Here is a 20818-nt window from a genome sequence, read left to right as displayed (position 1 = left end):
AAATATTACTGGTGCAAATTATCGCTAAAGACAATCACTGTGTAGTCGTAGGCCTAGGCCTGACGGGGCTATCCTGTGCGCGTTATTTGGCCAGTAAAAATATTCCTTTCTCTGTCGTTGATAGCCGCGAACAACCACCGGGTTTAAAAGAATTACAGCAAGAATTACCTGATGTGGCGGTGAGCTTGGGCGCGATTACTGATGAAGCACTAGCCAATGCCAATGAATTAATTATTAGCCCCGGCGTATCGCTAGAGCAGCCAGCGATACAGCGCGCCATAGCGGCGGGCACGGCTTACTGTGGCGATATAGATTTATTCAGACGCGAAGCTAAAGCCCCTATTATCGCCATTACCGGCTCTAACGGTAAAAGCACGGTGACAGCACTAGTGGGTGAGATGGCCGCAGCAGCAGGTAAACGCGTTGCTGTGGGCGGCAATATAGGTGTGCCCGCGCTGGCCTTATTGGCCGAGCCTGAACCCGATTTATATGTGTTGGAATTATCCAGTTTTCAATTAGAGCGCGCGCAGCCGCTCAATGCGGAAGTGGCCACGGTGCTTAATATCAGCCCCGATCACATGGATAGATACAGCGATATAGCCGCCTATCACCGCGCCAAGCACCGCATCTTTTTTGGCTGTAAGCAGGTGGTAGTGAATTGCTCTGACACTTTATCTAAGCCCTTAGTGCCAGATGAAGTAAAGCAGTGGCATTTTGGTTTAGGGCAGCCCGACTTTAAAGGCTTTGGCTTAATTAAAGAGGGCGAGCAAGAATTTTTAGCCTTTCAGTTTGAAAAGCTAATGCCTGTATCAGAGCTGAAAATTGTAGGCCGCCACAATATAGAAAACGCCTTGGCCGCCTTAGCGCTAGGCCATGCTGCGGGCTTGCCCTTTGCAGCCATGCTCAAGGCCCTGCGCAATTTTGCTGGCCTGCCACATCGCTGCCAGTTTGTTGCCAGCATAGCGGGGGTTAAATATTACAACGATTCCAAGGCTACCAATGTGGGGGCAGCGCTGGCAGCCATAGAAGGCTTAGCAGCCAGCGTAGAAAAAATCGTCTTAATCGCCGGTGGCGAAGGCAAAGGCGCTAGCTTTGATGATTTATTAGTACCGGTGCAGCGTGCCTGTAGCGCGGCAGTGTTAATTGGCACTGAGGCCCAGGTGTTGGCAGATTTATTGTCACCGGTAGTAAAAGTAAGCAAGGCCGGCAGCATGGTTGAGGCGGTGGCTGCCGCTAAGGCTTTAGCTAAAGAAGGCGATGCGGTGTTATTGGCACCGGCCTGTGCCAGTTTTGATATGTATAGCAATTACCAGCAGCGCGGTGACGATTTTTGCGCAGCGGTGAATGCTTTAAAAAATAAGAGTGTGCACTGATGATCACGCTCGCTAAAAATACACGCCCACAAAAAACGGCGGCCAAACAAGAAGCTAGCCGGGGTGCCTTGGCGGTAGCGGCTCCCGGTGAGCTGCAAGTGTCAGCGCCATTAATGGCAGGCTGCATAGTGGCGCTTATTTTAATTGGCTTTGTAGCGATGAGCTCAGCCTCTATAGAGTTTGCCGCTTATCAATACGGCAACCCGTTTTTTCATATTACGCGCTACGGCTTTCATTTAGCGGTGGCCTTGGTGGGGGCGCTGTTGGTGTATAAAGTGCCTATGAATGTTTGGGAGCGTTGCAGCCCGCTATTGTTATTTGCCGCCTTTATTTTATTGATGATGGTATTAATACCCGGTGTAGGTCGCGAAGTGAACGGCAGCCGTCGCTGGTTAAGCCTGGGGGTGTTAACCCTGCAGGCTTCCGAGCTAGCTAAGGTTTGTGTGATTTTATATTTAGCTGGCTATCTAGTGCGCAGACAGCAAGAGTTGCGTGCCAGCTGGGCGGGTTTTGTTAAACCCATGGTGGTGTTGTTTTTAATTACCTTGTTATTGATGTTGGAACCAGATTTTGGTGCCACCGTAGTAACCGTAGGCACAGCCTTTGGTATGTTGTTTTTAGCCGGGGTGAAACTGGGGCAGTTTTTATTGGTGATTTTAAGTTCAGTGATGGCCTTGGTATTACTGATAGCGACCTCACCTTATCGCCTGCAACGCTGGCTGGCCTTCTCTGACCCTTGGGCAGATGAGTTTAAATTTGGCAGTGGCTATCAGTTAACACAGTCATTAATTGCTTTTGGTCGCGGCGAGTGGTTTGGCGTGGGTTTGGGCAATAGCATACAAAAATTATTTTTCTTGCCTGAGTCGCATACCGACTTTGTGTTTGCCATTTATGCAGAAGAGTTTGGCGCAGTGGGTTCGTTAATATTATTGGCCTTGTTTGCATGCTTGATTATGCAAATTTTAAAACTGGGCCGCTTGGCCGAGCAAATGCTTAAGCCGTTTCATGCCTATGTGGCCTACGGCATAGCGTTAATGATAAGTGGCCAAGTGTTTATCAATATAGGGGTTAACACCGGCATGTTGCCCACCAAGGGCTTAACGCTGCCCTTTTTGAGCTATGGCGGCAGCAGTTTAATTGTGTGCTGCGCATTAATGGCCATGGCGTTTCGTATCTATAGCGAGTTGCACCAGGGTGCAGCTACGGTCAGTAAAAAAAGCAATGGCGGGGCTAAATCATGACTGCGCCAGCGGTGTTAATTATGGCCGGTGGTACCGGCGGCCACGTGTTTCCGGCATTGGCTGCAGTCGAATGCCTGCGTGCCCAGGGTGTACATGTGGAGTGGCTCGGTACGGCTAAGGGTATAGAGTCGCGCTTGGTGCCTGAGGCTGATATTAAATTAAATTTATTAACGGTATCGGGTTTGCGCGGTAAAGGCTTAGTGAGCTTATTAAAAGCACCCTGGCAATTATTGCAGGCCTTGATACAGGCATTAAAAGTGCTGCGCCGCTTAGACCCTGTGTGTGTATTAGGCATGGGCGGCTTTGTGGCAGGTCCAGGTGGCTTAGCTGCTTGGTTAACGGGTAGGCCCTTGGTAATACATGAACAAAATGCCGTGGCCGGTACCACCAACCGTTTGCTGGCACGTTTTGCCAAGGTGGTGTTAACAGCTTATCCCATTAATTTGGGCGGCAGTAAAAATCGTTGTATAGGTAATCCTGTGCGTGAAGACATCGCTCAAATTGTTGCGCCAGAGTTGCGTTGGCAGGCTAGAAAAAACCAGCCGCTACATGTATTGGTATTGGGCGGCAGTCTGGGTGCTAAGGCGCTTAACGATGCCCTGCCGCAGGCTTTACTGCAGCTGGACGATAAGTCCGGGGTAGAGCTATGGCATCAAACCGGCAGTGCTCATATAGAGTCGGTAAAACAGGCGTATAACCAGGCCAAGCTCAGCGTTAAGGCCGAGCCTTTTATAGAAGATATGGCCGCAGCTTATAGCTGGGCCGATGTGGTGATTTGTAGAGCCGGGGCTTTAACCGTTGCCGAGTTAACGGCGGCGGGAGTGGGTAGTTTATTAATTCCCTTGCCCCATGCCATAGATGATCACCAAACTGAAAATGCTCGCTGGCTGGCAAACAATGGCGCGGGCCTGTTATTGCCGCAAAGCGAATTAAACGCGGAATTGCTAAGTGAAAAAATTAATCACTGGATGCTTAACAAAGAGCAGTTACTGAATATGGCTAAGGCTGCACGTGCGCTAGCTAAAAATAATGCCGCCGCTGATGTGGCCGCCACCTGTATGGAGTTTGCAGATGCTGGGTAATGAAGCTGCCTTTGTGGTACCCGAAATGCGTCGTATTAAACGCATACACTTTGTTGGCATAGGCGGCGCCGGTATGTGCGGCATAGCCGAAGTGTTATTAAATATGGGTTATAGCATTTCTGGCTCTGATATACGTATCTCAAAAAACACCGCTAGGTTGCAAGCTATGAGCGCTGATATTTTTATCGGCCATCAGGAAAGCAATGTAGCTGGCGCTGATGTGGTGGTGTGTTCCAGTGCCGTGAATGAGCAAAACCCCGAGGTGATCGCCGCCAGAGCTGCGCGTACCCCGGTAGTACCGCGGGCTGAAATGCTGGCGGAGTTAATGCGCTATAGGCACGGTATAGCGGTGGCGGGCACCCATGGTAAAACCACTACCACTAGCTTAATTACTTCTATTTTTGCCGAGGCCAAACTAGATCCCACTTTTGTGATTGGTGGTTTGGTTAACAGTGCCGGTACGAATGCGCAGCTGGGTGAAAGCCGCTACTTAGTAGCCGAGGCTGACGAAAGCGACGCTTCGTTTTTACACTTGCAGCCCATGATCTCGGTGATTACCAATATAGAAGCCGATCATATGGCGACCTACGGCGGTGACTTTGAAAAGCTGAAAAAAACCTTCGTAGAGTTTTTACATAACCTGCCTTTTTATGGCATGGCGGTATTGTGTATAGATGACGATGTGGTACGCGGTTTAGTGCCGCAAATTAGCCGCGCGATTTTAACCTACGGTTTTAGTGACGATGCGGATTATCAAATTACTAATGTGCGCAAGCACAATATGGCCACCGAATTTGATGTGTTAAGAAAAAATGGCAAGGGTGCTTTGTCACTAACCATCAATATGCCCGGTGATCACAATGTTTTAAATGCCACCGCTGCGGTAGCTGTAGCTTGTGACGAAGGTATAGATGATGCCGCGATTTGCCGCGGGGTAGAAAAATTTCAAGGTGTGGGTAGGCGTTTTCAAGTTTACGGTGACTACCCCATTGCCAAGGGCAGCGTCACTTTGGTAGATGATTATGGCCATCACCCCACCGAAGTGGCGGCGACAATCTCTGCCGCTAGGCAGGCCTGGCCAGATAGGCGTTTGGTCATGGTATACCAGCCTCACCGCTATAGCCGCACCAAAGATTTATATGAAGACTTTGTGCGTGTGTTGTCAGAGGTTGACTGTCTGGTGTTACTGGAAGTTTATTCTGCCGGAGAAACGCCGGTGGCTGGTGCCGATGGTCGCAGTTTGTCGGGCACCATACGCAATCGCGGTAAAGTGGACCCCGTATTTGTGGCCAATATCTCTGAGATTACCGACGAGTTACAGCGCTTATTAAAAGATGGCGACGTACTGCTTACCCAGGGTGCTGGCAATGTAGGGGTATTAAGTGCTGCGTTGGCAGCTACGCAATTAAAGGGGCCTATAGATGTTAGCTGAGCGTTTAACTAGCCCCGTTGCCGTGTTATTGGGCGGCACCTCTGCCGAGCGGGATATTTCCCTGCAAAGCGGTAATGCGGTATTGAAAGCTTTACACAATAAAGGCATAGAGGCGGTAGCTATAGACACTGCCGAGCCGGGCTGGGTGCAAGCGTTAATCGCCGATTATCAACATGTGTTTATTGCGCTGCATGGTATTAAGGGCGAAGACGGCACCGTGCAAGGCTTATTAGAAATGTTAGGGATAAGCTATACCGGCAGCGGCGTAATGGCTTCGGCTTTGGCCATGGATAAAATGCGCTGCAAGCAATTGTGGGCTGGTGTGGGTTTGCCTACGCCGGAGTTTGCCCACTTACAGGCCGATAGCGACTGGGCCGGTTTAATGGCGCAGTGGGGTGAGGCTATGGTCAAGCCTGCCCATGAAGGCTCTAGCTTAGGCATGGCCAAAGTCGACAGCGCTGAGCAGTTGGAAAAAGCCTATCACTTTGCCGAGCAATACGACGACGTAGTGATAGCCGAGCGCTGGATTAATGGTGCCGAGTTTACCGTAGCGGTGTTAGCGGGTGCCGCATTGCCGCCCATACGCTTAGAAACTGAAAATAGTTTTTACGATTACGAAGCTAAATATATATCTAACGATACAAAATATATTTGCCCCTGTGGTTTAGCGCCCGAGCAAGAACAGCAGTTAAAGCAGTTGGCAGAACAAGCCTTTGCCAGCATAGGTTGCAGCGGCTGGGGGCGAGTCGATTTTATGCAGGATGAGCAGGGTGAATTTTATTTATTAGAGGTCAATACCGTGCCGGGTATGACCAGCCACAGCTTGGTGCCTATGGCAGCCAAGGCCGTGGGTATGAGTTTTGATGATTTGGTAGAAAATATTTTAGCTTTGAGCTTAGAGGCCTAATGCAAATATTAAAACCTAAAAAACAGCGCGGCGCCGTTATTAAAGGTGCCCCCAAACCTTCCAGGGCTAGTTTCCCCTGGCGGCGTTTGCAGCCGCTGGTTTTTGTGGTGTTACTGTTGTTGTCGCTGGGCGGTTTATACCAGGGTGGCGTGCATGTTCTCAACCAGCCCATAGACAAAGTGGCGGTTGCTGGCGAGTTGCGATACGTCAATAAAGAGGCGGTGATTGCTGAGGTTAGTCCTTTTTTACAGCAGGGTTTTGTGCGCATAGATATGGCCGCTATACGCAAGCAGTTGCAGCAATTACCTTGGGTGTATGAGGTGAGAGTGCGGCGGCAATGGCCCAATGAAGTGGCCATTACCATTGTGGAGCAGCAGGCTATTGCGCAATGGGGGCAGCGAGGTTTTTTAAATCACCGCGGTGAGTTATTTAAACCTAAGCCCATGGTTAAAGTGCCGGGCTTGCCTTTGTTGGCGGGCCCCGATGAAAGCAGCAAAACAGTAATGGCAAATTATCGCGCGGTTGGCGAGTTGCTGCGCAGCCAAGGTTTAGAGCTGAGTAGTTTTCAGCTAAGCGCTAGGGGTAGTTGGCTGGCGATTTTAAAAGAGGGTGTCAGTTTGAGTATAGGGCGCGATCAATTAATGGAAAAAATGCAGCGCTTTGTGTATGTCTACCAAAAAACCTTAGCCGGTAATTTGGCGGCCATTAAAAGTATAGATATGCGCTATAGCAATGGCTTGGCGGTTAGCTGGCGTCAGCAAACATAAGAGAGCTATGAGTATGGCTAAAAAAATGATAAAGGGGAGTGTGCACTGATGAGCAGCTCATCAAATAGCAAAATGATAGTCGGCCTAGATATAGGTACCTCAAAAGTGGTGGCCATAGTAGGCGCGGTGACTAGCGAAGGCGAATTAGAAATCGTCGGCATAGGCTCGCACCCCTCTAGAGGTTTGAAAAAGGGTGTGGTGGTGAACATAGAATCCACCGTGCAGTCTATACAGCGCGCTATAGAAGAAGCGGAGTTAATGGCGGGCTGCCAAATACACTCGGTTTATGCGGGCATAGCTGGCAGCCATATACGCAGCTTAAACTCCCACGGCATAGTCGCCATACGCGACCGTGAAGTGTACCCCTTGGACTTAGAGCGCGTAATAGATGCGGCGCAGGCGGTGGCTATCCCCGCCGACCAAAAAGTGCTGCACATATTACCGCAGGAATATGTAATCGATACCCAGGAGGGTATTAAAGAGCCCTTGGGTATGTCGGGCGTGCGTCTGGAAGCCAAGGTGCATTTAGTAACTTGTGCAGTCAACGCCGCGCAAAACATAGAAAAGTGCATACGCCGCTGCGGCCTGGAAGTTGAAGATATTATTTTAGAGCAGCTAGCTTCCAGCTATGCGGTATTAACCGATGATGAAAAAGATTTGGGTGTTTGCTTAGTGGACATAGGTGGCGGCACCACCGATATCGCTATATTTACGGAAGGCTCTATACGTCACACCGGTGTAATTCCTATAGCCGGTGATCAGGTGACTAATGATATTGCTATGGCGCTGCGCACACCTACCCAGCACGCCGACGATATTAAAATTAAATACGCCTGTGCGTTAACACAATTGGCCGGTGCTGATGAATCTATCAAGGTGCCCAGTGTGGGTGATAGGCCGCCCCGTGAATTATCACGCCAAGCGTTGGCCGAAGTGGTAGAGCCGCGTTATGACGAATTATTTACCTTAGTGCAGGCAGAGTTGCGCCGCAGCGGGTATGAAGACTTAATTGCTGCCGGCATAGTATTAACCGGTGGTACTTCCAAAATGGAAGGCGTGGTTGAACTGGCTGAAGAGATTTTTAATACGCCGGTGCGTATAGGTGTGCCGCAACATATTAGCGGTCTTACCGATATTGTGCGCAACCCTATTTACTCTACTGGCGTGGGTTTGTTGCAGTACGGTTTAAAACAACAAGAGCCAGGTGCCATTAAAGGTCGCTCGGCCAATACAGTAAACAATACGGGTAAAGTTGGCCGTATTAAAGAATGGTTTAAAAACAATTTTTAATTTTTTAATTAGTTTAAAGCAGTTACTCATACCAACGTGGGTTGGAATCAGTAAAAACAAAAAAGGGAGAAGGAAAATGTTTGAACTCGTTGATAATGTGCCCCAAAGCGCAGTCATTAAAGTAGTTGGTGTAGGCGGTGGCGGCGGTAATGCTGTGCGTCACATGATCGATTCTGGTGTCGATGGCGTAGATTTTATTTGCGCCAATACCGATGCTCAGGCTTTGACGGATTTAGCTTCTTCAACCGTATTACAGTTGGGTGGCAACATCACTAAAGGCTTGGGTGCAGGTGCCAATCCAGAAGTGGGCAGGCATGCGGCCTTAGAAGATAGAGAGCGCATAGCTGAAGCCATACACGGTGCCGATATGGTATTTATTACTGCCGGCATGGGCGGTGGTACCGGTACAGGTGCTGCGCCAGTAGTGGCCGAAGTTGCTAAAGAAATGGGTATTTTGACGGTAGCGGTAGTAACTAGACCTTTCCGCTTTGAAGGCAAAAAGCGTATGAAAATTGCCGACGAAGGTATGCTGGAATTACAGCAGCATGTGGATTCGTTAATTACTATCCCCAACGAAAAGCTGTTAGAAGTGTTGGGTAAAAATACGCCGTTAATTGAAGCCTTTAAAACCGTTAATAATGTTTTATTGGGTGCGGTGCAAGGTATTGCCGATTTGATTATTAACCCCGGTCAAATCAACGTCGACTTTGCTGACGTGCGCACGGTAATGTCAGAAATGGGCATGGCGATGATGGGTGCTGGCTCCGCTCGCGGTGAAAACCGTGCTCGCGAAGCCGCCGAAATGGCCATACGCAGCCCCTTGTTGGATGATATTAATCTGGAAGGTGCGCGCGGTATCTTGGTTAATATTACCGCTGGCCCCGATATGTCCTTGGGCGAATTTGCTGAGGTAGGTGACATTATCGAAGAGCTAGCCTCTGATAATGCGACTATAGTTACCGGTACTGCGATGGACCCAAGCTTGGGCGACGAGCTACGGGTAACCGTGGTTGCTACAGGTTTGGGCGGTGCTCAAGTGGCGGTAGCGGCTGATAAGCCTGCTGAGAGTAAGCCGCTAGAGGTGGTTAACCCCGACTATAGCCAGTTAGATAGGCCAACGGTTATGCGTACCAGCGGAGCCAATGCACTTAAGCGTGAGCCTAGTGCGGCACCCAGCGAAGATAGAGACATGGAATATCTCGATATTCCAGCGTTTCTGCGCCGCCAAGCCGATTAAGTGTTAGTATCGGCATTATGATTGAGGTTTGGCGATACTATTGAACTCTGGTAGTATTCGCGCCTCAAAAATCTGGGCCTCGCATGTGGCGTAAGCCATAGACGAACAGCTGAGCAAAAATAGCTATGATTAAACAGCGTACCTTAAGAAATGCAATCCGTGCCACGGGCGTAGGCCTGCACACGGGTGAAAAGGTGTATTTAACCTTATTGCCCGCCCCTATAGACACGGGGATTGTGTTTCGCCGCACCGACCTGGATCCGGTGGTAGAAATTCCTGCGCGTGCTGAGAATGTAGGCGATACCACCTTATCAACCACCTTGATACAAGATGGGGTGCGGGTTTCGACGGTAGAGCATTTGCTGTCAGCTATGGCGGGCCTAGGTATAGATAATGCCTTTATAGAGCTTAGTGCGGCCGAAGTGCCCATTATGGATGGTAGTGCGGGCCCCTTTGTATTCCTGATACAGTCAGCGGGTATACAGGAGCAGGAAAAGGCCAAGCAGTTTATACGCATTAAACAACCGATTTCGGTAGAAGATGGCGACAAAATAGCCAGCTTCCTCCCTTTTGATGGCTTTAAGGTGTCATTTACTATCGATTTCGACCATCCGGTATTTCGCGACCGCAAGGCTTGTGCCGATTTAGACTTCTCCAGCACCTCCTTTGTGAAAGAAGTGAGCCGTGCTAGAACCTTTGGTTTTATGCATGAGATTGAATACCTGCGCTCCAAGGGCCTAGCCCAAGGCGGCAGTGTTGATAATGCCATCGTGGTTGATGAGTACCGCATCCTGAATGAAGATGGCCTGCGTTACGAAGATGAGTTTGTTAAGCACAAAGTATTAGATGCCATAGGTGATTTATACCTATTGGGTAACAGCCTGATTGGCGAGTTTAAAGCCCATAAGTCTGGTCACGCCCTTAATAATGCCTTGCTGCGTACGCTTATCGCCAAGCCTGAGGCCTGGGAAGTGGTGACCTTTGACGATAAAGACACCGCGCCTATCTCATATATGGCTCCTGTTTCAGCAGTATAAACTCCCTCTAAGCTATGTTTTTGGGCTTTTTTCTAGCGTGATGCGCTAGGCAAAAGCCACTTTAGCCGTCGCTTTTTTGGGTTTTAAATTGGTAATTGCGGCGCTTATATGCCATATTTGCACGCAATTCTGGGTGGCTAGTACTCAGCTTGCCCCCGTGGCTGGTCAATAAAGAAGCAAATAAACAGCAGAAATATGAAAGTAATCATCGTTAACGATAAACATGCTGAGTCTAAAACTCTGTCCTTGGGGCTGTGGACGCGCACTTTGCTATCGCTATGTTTATTGGGCGCGCCTTTAGGGGCAGGTGTTTATCTGGGTTACCAAGCAGGCCATGATGATGAAGTTTTAGATTACAGTGCCCTGCAGCTATTAAAAGACCGCAGTGAGCAGCAACAGCAAGAGCTTAGCGATGCCAAACGGCAAGCCGAGCAGCAGCTACAAGCCTTAACGTTACGCATGGCTGAGTTGCAGTCGCGCTTAGTACGCCTAGATGCACTGGGCGAGCGCGTTACCACTATCGCCAAGTTAGACAAGGGCGAATTCGATTTTAGCCAAGCGCCTGCCATGGGTGGCCCAGAAACAGATGATTTAGGGCAAAGCTATACCCAAACCGACTTTGTTAATAATATGGATGAACTGTTGGCCAAGGTCGACGACCGCGCCCAGCAGTTAGAAATCCTAGAAACCCTATTAGCTAACCGCAAAATTCAAGACGATATATTCCTCGCTGGCCGTCCTATCAAAAAAGGTTGGATGTCATCCCGCTTTGGCCATAGAACCGACCCCTTTACTGGCCGCGCCGCCATGCATGAAGGGGTGGATTTTGCCGGTAAAGAGGGCTCAGCGGTTATCTCTGTGGCTGCCGGTGTAGTCACCTGGGCTGATAAGCGCTATGGCTACGGCCAAATGATAGAAGTTAACCACGGCGGTGGCTATGTCACCCGCTATGGCCACAATAAAGAGCACCTAGTTAAGGTGGGCGATATTGTTAAGAAGGGTCAGGAAATTGCCTTAATGGGTAACACTGGCCGCTCTACTGGCCCCCACGTACACTTTGAGGTGTACAAGCACGGTCGCCCTGTCGATCCTGCCGCTTATATACATCGCACCAACCGATAATTTTACCTTCCCTCGCTAGAACCTAGCCTCCGTGTATTGATGTATGTGTCTGTAGCGGCAGCGCTGTGCTAATGCAGCTGCGCAGATAGATAGTTAGCCTTTTATTTATTAGTGACCCCTATGATTACAAATGTTCTTAAAAAAGTCTTTGGCAGTAAAAACGATCGCGAATTAAAACGCATGGGTAAAACCGTTACCCTAATTAATGAGCAAGAAGAAAGCCTCAAGGGCTTAGACGACAGCCAGCTACAAGCCAAAACGGATGAATTTAGAAAGCGCTTAGCCGATGGCGCCAGCTTAGACGAATTGCTACCAGAAGCCTTTGCGGTAGTAAGAGAGGCGGGCCGCCGAGTTATGGGTATGCGCCACTTTGATGTGCAAATGATAGGTGGTATTACCCTGCACCAAGGCCGTATTTCCGAAATGCGCACCGGTGAGGGCAAAACCCTAATGGCAACCCTGCCGGTATATCTTAATGCCATCGGTGGCAAGGGTGTGCATGTGGTAACCGTCAATGATTATTTGGCCCAGCGTGATGCCGAGTGGATGCGTCCGCTGTATAACTTTTTAGGTTTAAGTGTGGGGGTAGTCGTGTCTGGCCAAGATAGTGAGGCCAAACGCGCTGCCTATGCGGCCGATATTACTTACGGCACCAACAACGAGTATGGCTTTGATTACCTGCGCGATAATATGGCCTTCTCTAAAGAAGATAGATTTCAGCGCGGCTTAAACTTTGCCATCGTCGATGAGGTGGACTCCATACTGATAGATGAAGCGCGTACACCTTTAATCATTTCAGGCCCCGCTGAAGATAATTCAGCCTTATATAAACGCATCAATGCCTTTATCCCTAAGCTGGTAGAGCAGGTTGATGTAGAAGGCGATGAAGAGCAGGAAGAGACCGGCCACTACAAAATCGACGAGAAAGCTAGGCAGGTAGAAATGACCGAAGCGGGTCATTTATTTGTTGAGGAATTACTGATTAAAGATGGGCTATTAGAAGAGGGTGATAGCCTGTACTCGGCCAGTAATCTCGCCTTATTACAGCATATCTATTCGGGCTTGCGCGCACATAAATTATTCCAGCGCGATGTGGAATATATTATTCAAAACCGTCAGGTAGTGTTAATTGATGAGCACACCGGCCGCACGATGCCAGGGCGTCGTTTATCGGAAGGCTTGCACCAAGCTATAGAGGCTAAAGAAGGTGTAGAGGTACAGGCTGAAAGCCAAACCTTGGCATCGACTACTTTCCAAAACTTTTTCCGCCTGTACGATAAATTATCGGGCATGACAGGTACTGCCGACACCGAAGCTTTTGAATTCCATCAAATTTATGGCTTGGATGTGGTGGTTATCCCCACTAACGTGCCCATAGCCCGTAAAGACTTAAACGACTTGGTGTATTTGTCGCTGGAAGAAAAATACCAAGCCATAGTCGACGATGTGAAAGAGCTGGTTAAACAGGGGGCACCTATCTTAGTGGGTACGGCTTCGGTAGAAACCTCTGAGGCATTATCGACATTATTTAAAAAATCAAAAATTGAACACAAAGTACTAAATGCCAAATACCACGAGCAAGAAGCCAGCATTATTGCGCAAGCAGGCCGCCCCGGCGTGGTGACTATTGCTACCAATATGGCGGGCCGTGGTACCGATATAGTGTTGGGTGGCAATGTAGAGGTAGAGATAGCCGAGCTGGAAAACCCCAGTGAGGAGCAAATACAAAAACTGCGCGATGCTTGGGCCGATCGCCATAAAAAAGTTATAGAGGCTGGCGGCCTGCATATTATAGGCACCGAGCGTCATGAGTCGCGCCGCATAGATAACCAGCTGCGCGGCCGCGCCGGTAGGCAGGGCGACCCGGGTATGTCGCGTTTTTACTTGTCTATGGATGACAGTTTAATGCGCATTTTTGCCTCTGAGCGCGTGAAGATGTTTATGCAAAAGCTGGGCATGGAAAAGGGTGAAGCCATAGAGCACAGCATGGTCACCAACTCCATAGAAAAAGCGCAGAAGAAAGTGGAAGGCCGCAACTTTGATATACGTAAACAGCTGTTGGAATACGATGATGTGGCCAATGACCAGCGCCAAATTGTTTATCAGCAGCGGGTAGAGCTATTAGAGGCCGAGGATATACACGACACCATTGCCGCCATACGTGAAGATGTGGTCAATGATTTGGTGAGTGAGTATGTGCCACCGCAAAGTATAGAAGAGCAGTGGGACATACCCGGCTTAGAGAGCCGTTTAGAGGCTGAGTTTGCGACAGTTTGCCCAGTGCAAGAGTGGCTGGATAATGATGATCAGTTGCATGAAGATACGCTGCGCGAAAAAATACTGGCTGCAGTCAAGGAGAGTTACGAGCAGAAAGTCGCTGAAATAGGCGATGAAATGCGCCAGGTTGAAAAGCACATTATGCTGCAGGTGCTGGACGGTTTATGGAAAGAGCATTTGGCCACTATGGATCACCTGCGCCAAGGCATACATTTACGCGCCTATGCCCAAAAAAATCCCAAGCAAGAATATAAGCGCGAGGCTTTTGAGTTATTCCAAGAGATGTTGGTTAACCTAAAGTTTGAAGTGGTGAAGTTTTTATCCCACGTGCGCATACAGCGTGAAGATGAAGTTAAGGCCTTGGAAGAGCAGCGTCGCAAAATCGAAGCTATGCAGCAAATGGAGTTTAAACACCCCAGCGCTGATTCCGGTTTAGCTGGTGATGAAGGCGAGCAGGCCGATGAACACGAGCCCTTTGTGCGCGAAGGCCGCAAGGTGGGCCGTAATGAGCCCTGCCCCTGTGGTTCAGGTAAAAAGTTTAAGCAGTGTCATGGTAAGTTAGCTAACGCCTAGTGAGTGCGTAGTCAGAATAAGCGGAGTATTAAAATGGCAGTAGGGTCTGGAAATTTACCTGAGTTGCACAATGTTGAGGGTTTTCGTTTAGGTATAGGCAGTGCTGGCATAAAAACACCGGGGCGACGCGATCTTGTCGTGATGGAAATCTGTGCAGGGGCAGCAGTAGCGGGGGTTTTTACCAAGAACGCTTTTTGTGCCGCGCCCGTGCAGGTGGCCAAGCGTCACATAGCCGCGCAAACACCGCGCTATTTGCTGGTTAATACCGGCAATGCCAATGCGGGTACTGGTGAGCAAGGGCTACTCGATAGCGAGCAGTGCTGTGCATTATTGGCTGAACAAGCTGAGGTAAGTGCTGAGCAGGTGTTGCCCTTTTCTACCGGCGTTATCGGTGAGCTATTAGCGGTAGATAAAATCGCTGCGGCCATCCCCCAGGCTATCGCCGACTTAAAGCCCGATAACTGGGTGCTAGCTGCCGAAGGTATTATGACCACCGATACCCGCCCTAAGGCGGCCTCTAGGCAATTTGACTTTGATGGCCAAACTGTGACGGTTACCGGTATAGCCAAAGGTGCGGGCATGATCAAGCCTAACATGGCCACCATGCTGGGTTATATCGCCACTGATGCGGCGGTTGATCAGGCCTTGCTAAATGACATGGTGTTAGAGGCCAGTAATCAATCCTTTAACCGTATTACGATAGATGGTGATACCTCTACGAATGACGCCTGCATTTTGGTGGCCACTGGCAAGACGGCGTTAGCTAAAGTTACGAGCAAAACGGATGCGTTGTATCAGCCCTTATACGATGCGATTTGCAGTGTCTTTATAGAGCTGGCGCAAGGCCTAGTGCGCGATGGTGAAGGTGCCAGTAAATTTGTGACAGTAAAAGTGCTGGGCGGCAAAACCGAGCAGGAAACTTTAGATGTAGCCTTTACCGTTGCCGAATCACCCTTGGTGAAAACAGCCTTGTTTGCCAGTGACCCTAACTGGGGGCGTTTATTGGCGGCGATAGGGCGCGCCGGTGTACCTGAGTTAGATGTGAGCTTGGTCAGTGTTAGCCTCAACGAGGTACTTATTGCCGAGCGTGGTTGTCGCGCGGCCAGCTATACCGAGGAGCAGGGCCAGGCGGTAATGGATCAAGAAGAGATAACCATCACCATAGACTTGGCTAGGGGCGAGCAGCAAAGCACGGTGTGGACTACGGACCTATCCTACGACTATGTGCGTATTAACGCCGATTATCGCAGCTAAGGTGGTGGTGTGAGCAAAGTCGTACATGTTGCCGTGGGCGTTATTGTTAACGCCCAGCAGCAGATTCTGATTGCTCTGCGCCCCGACGACAGCCATCAGGGCGGTTTGTGGGAGTTTCCCGGTGGCAAAGTAGAGCAGGGTGAAACTGTACAGCAGGCGCTGATTAGAGAGCTGCAAGAAGAGTTAGGCATAGTGGCGCAGCGTTTTGCCGCCTTGACTGAGATCCATCACGATTACGGCGACAAAGCCGTGCATTTAGATGTGTGGTGGGTGCATGAGTTTAGCGGTGAGCCCCAAGGCCGCGAAGGCCAGCCCTTGCAGTGGCTGGCTGCTGCTGAGTTAAGCCGTTATGACTTCCCCAAGGCGAATCAGCCTATTATTGCTGCGGTGATGCAGTCACTACTGCCTGCTTAAAATTTTATTCCTGTGGCGGTAAGTCACCCGATAATAAATCGTCATACACCGAGTTGCCGCCTATAACGTTTTCCTCGTTGGCCCAGGCGACAAAGTCTTTGTCTTTACAGCTCTGTGAGCAAAAGGGGCGGTAGGGGTTGTTGCTATCCCATTGCAATTTGCGTTTACAGCTGGGGCATTCGATAACGAGGGTGTCGGTCATAACAATAGCTTTACTAGGTTTTGTGTGTAGCGTACTAAGGGCTTAGGGTTAAATAGTGGCGGTGTAGTTTAGCAAGTTTTTGCTGCAGTGCGGCAATATCTTGGCTGTTATCCACTACGTCGTCGGCTAATGCGAGGCGCTGTTGCCTAGAGATTTGGCTGTCAATGATACGTTGAATCTGGGCAGGGTTGTTGTGGTCGCGGCCACAGGCGCGCTGCAATTGCGTGGCTTCGGGCACGTCTATTACCAGTATGCGGTCGCATAGCTGGTGCTGATTGGTTTCTAGTAATAAGGGTGAAACAAAGATGGCATAGGGGCCAGTGGCCTCGGTCAGTTGCTGCTCAATAGTTTGTCGTATCAGCGGGTGCAGCAGCTGCTCTAACCATTGCTTTTGCGCAGGATCTTGAAAAATAATATCTCGCAACTGAGCGCGATGCAGCTCACCATTGCTGTGCAGTACGCTATCACCAAAGTGTTGGGCGATGCTGGCTAGGGCTGGGCTGTCTTTGGCAACAACTAAACGCGCGACTACATCGGCATCAACCACGGTTATGCCCAGCTGCTTAAAATAATCGCTAGCTGCGGTTTTGCCGCTGCCTATGCCGCCAGTTAAACCTATAGTAAAGGGTTGTGCTGCCGCCATGACCTTATGAGAGGCCCGCAAACTGCAGATAGCTACGGGTGATATTATCGCCCCATAAAAACGCTATCCAGCCTGCTATGGCTAAATAAGGGCCAAAGGGTATGGCGGTGTCGCGGCCCTTATTGTTAATCAGCATTAAGCTAATGCCTATGACTGCGCCAACCAAAGAAGAAAGCAGGATAATTATAGGCAGGCTCTGCCAGCCCATCCAAGCGCCTAAGGCCGCAAGTAATTTAAAATCACCAAAGCCCATGCCTTCCTTACCGGTTAATAACTTAAAGGCCCAGTATACCGACCATAGGCTTAGGTAGCCGAATACGGCTCCCCAGAGTGCATTTTCTAAGTTGGTATACAGGCCAAAGGCGTTGCAGATTAGCCCCAGCCATAATAAAGGCAGGGTGATTTGATCGGGGAGTAGCTGAGTATCGGCATCTATCATGGTGAGGGCGATTAAGGCCCAGGTTAACAATAGGGCAGCCAGTGCTTCGTAGCCCATGCCCAGCTGCCAAACTATCACCCCCGATAAAATGCCGCACACAGCTTCTATGATTGGGTAGCGAGCTGATATGGGGGTTTGGCAGTTGGCGCATTTCCCTTTCAATAGTAAGTAGCTAACAACCGGAATATTTTGCCAGGGTTTAATATCCTGTTTGCACTTAGGGCAGTGGGAGTGGGGAAAGGCGAGGTTAAACTTTTCATTTTGGTCATCGTCGCATTCTTCATCCAGTTCAAGAATAAAACGGCATTCTGACTTCCACTCCTTTTCCATCATCACCGGCAGGCGGTATATCACGACGTTGAGAAAACTGCCTACCAGCAGCCCTAAAATAATTACCCCGCTGAGAAATAAAGCGGGGTAGAGGGGGTATAAATCGATAAGTGTTTGCATGGTTATATGGCAGACCCCAGCATAAAGATGGGGAGGTACATAGCTATCATTAAGCCGCCAATTAATACGCCCAGAACCGCCATGATAATGGGTTCTAGTAGCGCGGTCATATTGTCGACCATATTATCTACCACGTCTTCGAAATGTATGGCGACTTTCTCTAGCATGCTGTCCAGGGCGCCCGATTCTTCACCTATAGCCACCATTTGTAGCACCATACTGGGAAATAGGCCTGAGGCCCGTATGGATTGGTTGAGCTGGGTGCCAGTGGTGACATCATCTTTAATTTTGATAATGGCATCTTTGTAGATGACGTTACCAGCGGTGCCGGCCACTGCTTGCAGGGCGTCTACCAAGGGCACGCCTGCTGCAAAAGTGGTTGATAGAGTTCTAGCAAAGCGGGCGATGATAGAGTTATAAATAATATCGCCAACGATGGGGACTTTTAAAATGATTTTGTCTGCAGCTAGTGATACTGTTTCAGAGCGTTTTATAGATTCTTTTAGTGTGAAGACTGAGCCTATGATGCCTACTAGTATTATCAACCACCATTCGATTACAAAGTCAGAGAGGCCCATAACCATTTTTGTAAACGCAGGTAAATCTGCGCCGAAGCTAGTGAAGGACTCTGCAAATTGCGGGATGACTTTGATTAATAATAATGCCGTAACGACTAGTGCTATCACTAAAATGGCGATGGGGTAGGTCATGGCTTTTTTGATTTTTGCCTTTAAAGCCTCGGATTTTTCCTTGTAGGTGGCTACCCTGTCCAGCATGGTCTCTAGCGTACCGGACTGTTCGCCTGATGCGATTAAGCTGCAAAACAAGTCATCAAAATACTTAGGGTGCTTGGCTATAGAGGGGGCAAAGCCAGATCCTGAGGCGACATCATTCTTGATTTCCATCACTAAGTCACGCATAGAAGGGTTGTCTAGGCCTTCGGCTACTATGTCGAAGCTCTGTACTAACGGGACACCAGCCTTCATCATGGTAGCTAGCTGGCGAGTGAAAATAGCAACGTCAGCGGGTTTGATTTTTTTTCCGCCCCCGATAAGTATGGGGTTTGCTTTCTTTCTTACCGACTTGGCAATCACTCCTTGCTTGCGCAGCTGAGCTTTTACCATGGTCTGGTTAGAACCCTGTATTTCGCCCTTAACCTCTTTGCCTTGTTTATCCGTGCCTTTATAGGTAAAGGTGCTTGTTTTTATTGTGGTAGCCATCGATTAATCCTTGGTAACGCGGTTAACTTCTTCTAAGCTGGTTAAACCTTGGGCGGCCTTTAATAAGGCGGAACGCCGTAAATCATTAAAGCCTTCTTGCCTGGCAATTTTATCTATGTCGATAGAGTTGCCGCCGTCCATGATAATCTGAGACAGGGCAGGAGTAATGCGAACGACTTCATAAATCCCCACACGGCCTTTATAGCCATTGGCGCATTTATCGCAGCCTACAGCCTTCATTAGATTTAGATCTTCCAAATCACTTTCTAAAAAGCCTTCTTCTAATAATACTTCTTTAGGGATGTCGGCAGGTTCTGCGCAGTGAGAGCATAAACGCCGCCCTAGCCGTTGCGCAATGATTAAATTAACCGAAGTGGCGATATTAAAGGCTGGAACCCCCATGTTCATCAAGCGGGTAATGGTTTCGGCTGCGCTATTGGTGTGCAGGGTAGACATAACCATATGGCCGGTTTGCGCGGCCTTGATGGAGATCTCGGCGGTTTCCAAATCGCGTATCTCCCCCACCATAATAATATCCGGGTCTTGGCGTAGAAAAGAGCGCAAAGCCTCGGCAAAGGTCAGCCCCACCTTGGGGTTAACATGGCACTGGTTAATCCCCTCTAGGTTGATTTCCACTGGGTCTTCGGCGGTAGAGATATTGCGCTCGGGCTCATTGAGTATATTAAGGCCGGTGTATAGCGATACGGTTTTACCACTACCGGTAGGCCCGGTTACTAGGATCATGCCCTGTGGTTGTAGTAGCGCCTGCATATACATGTCTTTTTGCTCGGGCTCGTAGCCTAGGGCGTCTATGCCCATCTGTGCACTGCTGGGATCTAAAATACGCAGCACCACCTTCTCGCCAAACAGGCAGGGCAGAGTATTAACCCGGAAGTCTATGGCGCGCTTTTTGGAAAGCTTCATCTTAATGCGGCCGTCCTGAGGCAGGCGGCGCTCAGAAATATCCATCTGCGACATCACCTTAAGGCGTGAAGATAACCTGCCCGCCAGTGACATAGGCGGGCGGGCTACTTCGTGCAGGATGCCGTCTGTCCTAAAGCGCACCCGATAGCTTTTTTCATAGGGTTCAAAATGTATGTCGGAGGCGCCGGTTTTGATGGCGTCTATTAATACCTTGTTAACAAAGCGTACGATGGGGGTCTCGTCGGCACCGTCTGCACCTTTATCATCTTTTCCGCCTTCTTCATCTACCGCTTCAATGTCCAGATCTTCTAGGCCAGCGTCTTCTAAGTCACCCAGTCCGCCCAGAGGTTCATCATTGGCCTCGATAAAATCTATCAGCGCTTGCGCGAGCAGCTCTTCATTAACCAGTACGGCATCAGTGTTGATGCCTGTGTGAAACTTGATTTCATCCAGGGCGCGCAGGTTGGTGGGGTCAGATACAGCAATAAACAAGCGGTTACCGCGGCGGAACAAAGGCAGGGAGTGGTGTTTTTGCACCAGTTTAATATCGATCAACTCTTTGGGGATGACCTCTTTATTAAAGGCTGAGAGGTCAAACAGGGGGGCGCCAAATTCATCGGCAGCGGCCTCGGCTATGGTGGCACTGTCTAGATAATTGTTGGTGACCAAATGGCTGACAAAGTGCTTTTTGTCTTTGCTGGCCTCTTGTTGGGCCTTTTGGGCTATTTCTTCACTCAGACTGCCATCTCTTACTAAGCGTCGGGCTAAACCATTGAGTGCAATAGGGGCTTCAGTATTCATGTCTAGTGTCTACGTAATAAGGTGGTTAGGCTCTAATTATTAATATTTACTGACAAAATATGTCATAAAGTGCGTTTCATGGAGACTTATACCTATAAAAGGCTGCATGTTGGTAAGGCTACTATAATTTAAA

18 protein-coding genes are annotated in these 20818 nt (G+C 49.3%); 13 read left to right on the top strand and 5 right to left on the bottom strand.

Translation table 11 applies throughout. The features are described from left to right. Positions 1–11 precede the first annotated feature (11 nt). The 13 genes from murD to mutT all read left to right on the top strand — a co-directional run bounded on the left by murD (position 12) and on the right by mutT (position 16006). Positions 12–1373: a UDP-N-acetylmuramoyl-L-alanine--D-glutamate ligase gene (gene murD / locus NO559_RS12985; protein ID WP_258332277.1), complete on the top strand. Its 1362-nt coding sequence runs from the start codon at positions 12–14 to the stop codon at positions 1371–1373. Then, entirely contained in the window at positions 1373–2614 is a 1242-nt protein-coding gene (gene ftsW / locus NO559_RS12980) for a putative lipid II flippase FtsW (RefSeq protein WP_258332276.1), read from the top strand. Before murD ends, ftsW begins: the two co-directional genes overlap by 1 nt. Next, positions 2611–3696 (top strand): undecaprenyldiphospho-muramoylpentapeptide beta-N-acetylglucosaminyltransferase, encoded by a 1086-nt coding sequence (murG, locus tag NO559_RS12975; protein WP_258332275.1) that lies wholly within the window; start codon positions 2611–2613, stop codon positions 3694–3696. Before ftsW ends, murG begins: the two co-directional genes overlap by 4 nt. After that, entirely contained in the window at positions 3686–5128 is a 1443-nt protein-coding gene (gene murC, locus NO559_RS12970; protein ID WP_258332274.1) for a UDP-N-acetylmuramate--L-alanine ligase, read from the top strand. The genes murG and murC overlap by 11 nt, the downstream gene beginning before the upstream one ends. Then, entirely contained in the window at positions 5118–6035 is a 918-nt protein-coding gene (locus NO559_RS12965; RefSeq protein ID WP_258332272.1) for a D-alanine--D-alanine ligase, read from the top strand. The genes murC and NO559_RS12965 overlap by 11 nt, the downstream gene beginning before the upstream one ends. Then, positions 6035–6802, top strand: coding sequence for a cell division protein FtsQ/DivIB (locus NO559_RS12960; RefSeq protein WP_258332271.1), 768 nt, complete (start codon positions 6035–6037; stop codon positions 6800–6802). Before NO559_RS12965 ends, NO559_RS12960 begins: the two co-directional genes overlap by 1 nt. A 48-nt stretch (positions 6803–6850) precedes the next feature. Beyond that, positions 6851–8092 (top strand): cell division protein FtsA, encoded by a 1242-nt coding sequence (gene ftsA, locus NO559_RS12955; RefSeq protein ID WP_258332270.1) that lies wholly within the window; start codon positions 6851–6853, stop codon positions 8090–8092. A 76-nt stretch (positions 8093–8168) separates the two neighbouring features. Beyond that, positions 8169–9329 carry a cell division protein FtsZ gene (gene ftsZ, locus NO559_RS12950; protein ID WP_258332269.1) on the top strand — a complete coding sequence of 387 codons (1161 nt, stop codon included), beginning with the start codon at positions 8169–8171 and terminating at the stop codon, positions 9327–9329. A 125-nt stretch (positions 9330–9454) separates the two neighbouring features. Beyond that, a complete protein-coding gene (gene lpxC, locus NO559_RS12945) occupies positions 9455–10366 on the top strand; it encodes a UDP-3-O-acyl-N-acetylglucosamine deacetylase (protein ID WP_258332268.1) in 912 nt (303 codons plus the stop codon). 195 nt (positions 10367–10561) lie between these two features. Further along, positions 10562–11488, top strand: coding sequence for a M23 family metallopeptidase (locus NO559_RS12940; RefSeq protein ID WP_258332267.1), 927 nt, complete (start codon positions 10562–10564; stop codon positions 11486–11488). A gap of 120 nt (positions 11489–11608) precedes the next feature. Further along, complete coding sequence (gene secA / locus NO559_RS12935; RefSeq protein WP_309149076.1) at positions 11609–14338, top strand: preprotein translocase subunit SecA; 2730 nt, start codon at positions 11609–11611, stop codon at positions 14336–14338. 33 nt (positions 14339–14371) lie between these two features. Continuing rightward, positions 14372–15592, top strand: a complete 1221-nt coding sequence (argJ, locus tag NO559_RS12930; RefSeq protein ID WP_258332266.1) for a bifunctional glutamate N-acetyltransferase/amino-acid acetyltransferase ArgJ — start codon at positions 14372–14374, stop codon at positions 15590–15592. 9 nt (positions 15593–15601) lie between these two features. Next, complete coding sequence (mutT, locus tag NO559_RS12925) at positions 15602–16006, top strand: 8-oxo-dGTP diphosphatase MutT (RefSeq protein WP_258332265.1); 405 nt, start codon at positions 15602–15604, stop codon at positions 16004–16006. Between the two features lie 4 nt (positions 16007–16010). Here the strand turns inward: mutT and NO559_RS12920 are convergent, their stop codons facing one another. Genes NO559_RS12920 through pilB form a run of 5 tightly spaced genes read right to left on the bottom strand, consistent with a single transcriptional unit; the run spans position 16011 to position 20685 of the window. Further along, a complete protein-coding gene (locus tag NO559_RS12920) occupies positions 16011–16208 on the bottom strand; it encodes a DNA gyrase inhibitor YacG (RefSeq protein ID WP_258332264.1) in 198 nt (65 codons plus the stop codon). Positions 16209–16242: 34 nt separating this feature from the next. Further along, positions 16243–16851, bottom strand: coding sequence for a dephospho-CoA kinase (gene coaE / locus NO559_RS12915; protein WP_258332263.1), 609 nt, complete (start codon positions 16849–16851; stop codon positions 16243–16245). A gap of 4 nt (positions 16852–16855) precedes the next feature. Next, complete coding sequence (locus NO559_RS12910) at positions 16856–17740, bottom strand: A24 family peptidase (protein ID WP_258332262.1); 885 nt, start codon at positions 17738–17740, stop codon at positions 16856–16858. Positions 17741–17742: 2 nt separating this feature from the next. Then, a complete protein-coding gene (locus NO559_RS12905) occupies positions 17743–18960 on the bottom strand; it encodes a type II secretion system F family protein (protein ID WP_258332261.1) in 1218 nt (405 codons plus the stop codon). 3 nt (positions 18961–18963) lie between these two features. Next, positions 18964–20685, bottom strand: a complete 1722-nt coding sequence (gene pilB / locus NO559_RS12900) for a type IV-A pilus assembly ATPase PilB (protein ID WP_258332260.1) — start codon at positions 20683–20685, stop codon at positions 18964–18966. Positions 20686–20818 lie beyond the last annotated feature (133 nt).

Origin of the sequence: Dasania sp. GY-MA-18 (genome assembly GCF_024734385.1) — a bacterium.
Lineage (GTDB): Bacteria > Pseudomonadota > Gammaproteobacteria > Pseudomonadales > Dasaniaceae > Dasania > Dasania phycosphaerae.
The sequence above is the reverse complement of the archived record's forward strand: the minus strand, read 5'-3'. Positions and strand labels throughout refer to the sequence as shown.

What these genes read in the sequence shown, in the direction of transcription:
- ftsW (WP_258332276.1), top strand. Translation starts at nt 1,373, where the DNA reads ATGATCACGCTCGCTAAAAATACACGCCCACAAAAAACGGCGGCCAAA.
- murG (WP_258332275.1), top strand. Translation starts at nt 2,611, where the DNA reads ATGACTGCGCCAGCGGTGTTAATTATGGCCGGTGGTACCGGCGGCCAC.
- murC (WP_258332274.1), top strand. Translation starts at nt 3,686, where the DNA reads ATGCTGGGTAATGAAGCTGCCTTTGTGGTACCCGAAATGCGTCGTATT.
- NO559_RS12965 (WP_258332272.1), top strand. Translation starts at nt 5,118, where the DNA reads ATGTTAGCTGAGCGTTTAACTAGCCCCGTTGCCGTGTTATTGGGCGGC.
- NO559_RS12960 (WP_258332271.1), top strand. Translation starts at nt 6,035, where the DNA reads ATGCAAATATTAAAACCTAAAAAACAGCGCGGCGCCGTTATTAAAGGT.
- ftsA (WP_258332270.1), top strand. Translation starts at nt 6,851, where the DNA reads ATGAGCAGCTCATCAAATAGCAAAATGATAGTCGGCCTAGATATAGGT.
- ftsZ (WP_258332269.1), top strand. Translation starts at nt 8,169, where the DNA reads ATGTTTGAACTCGTTGATAATGTGCCCCAAAGCGCAGTCATTAAAGTA.
- lpxC (WP_258332268.1), top strand. Translation starts at nt 9,455, where the DNA reads ATGATTAAACAGCGTACCTTAAGAAATGCAATCCGTGCCACGGGCGTA.
- NO559_RS12940 (WP_258332267.1), top strand. Translation starts at nt 10,562, where the DNA reads ATGAAAGTAATCATCGTTAACGATAAACATGCTGAGTCTAAAACTCTG.
- secA (WP_309149076.1), top strand. Translation starts at nt 11,609, where the DNA reads ATGATTACAAATGTTCTTAAAAAAGTCTTTGGCAGTAAAAACGATCGC.
- argJ (WP_258332266.1), top strand. Translation starts at nt 14,372, where the DNA reads ATGGCAGTAGGGTCTGGAAATTTACCTGAGTTGCACAATGTTGAGGGT.
- NO559_RS12920 (WP_258332264.1), bottom strand. Translation starts at nt 16,208, where the DNA reads ATGACCGACACCCTCGTTATCGAATGCCCCAGCTGTAAACGCAAATTG.
- coaE (WP_258332263.1), bottom strand. Translation starts at nt 16,851, where the DNA reads ATGGCGGCAGCACAACCCTTTACTATAGGTTTAACTGGCGGCATAGGC.
- NO559_RS12910 (WP_258332262.1), bottom strand. Translation starts at nt 17,740, where the DNA reads ATGCAAACACTTATCGATTTATACCCCCTCTACCCCGCTTTATTTCTC.
- NO559_RS12905 (WP_258332261.1), bottom strand. Translation starts at nt 18,960, where the DNA reads ATGGCTACCACAATAAAAACAAGCACCTTTACCTATAAAGGCACGGAT.
- pilB (WP_258332260.1), bottom strand. Translation starts at nt 20,685, where the DNA reads ATGAATACTGAAGCCCCTATTGCACTCAATGGTTTAGCCCGACGCTTA.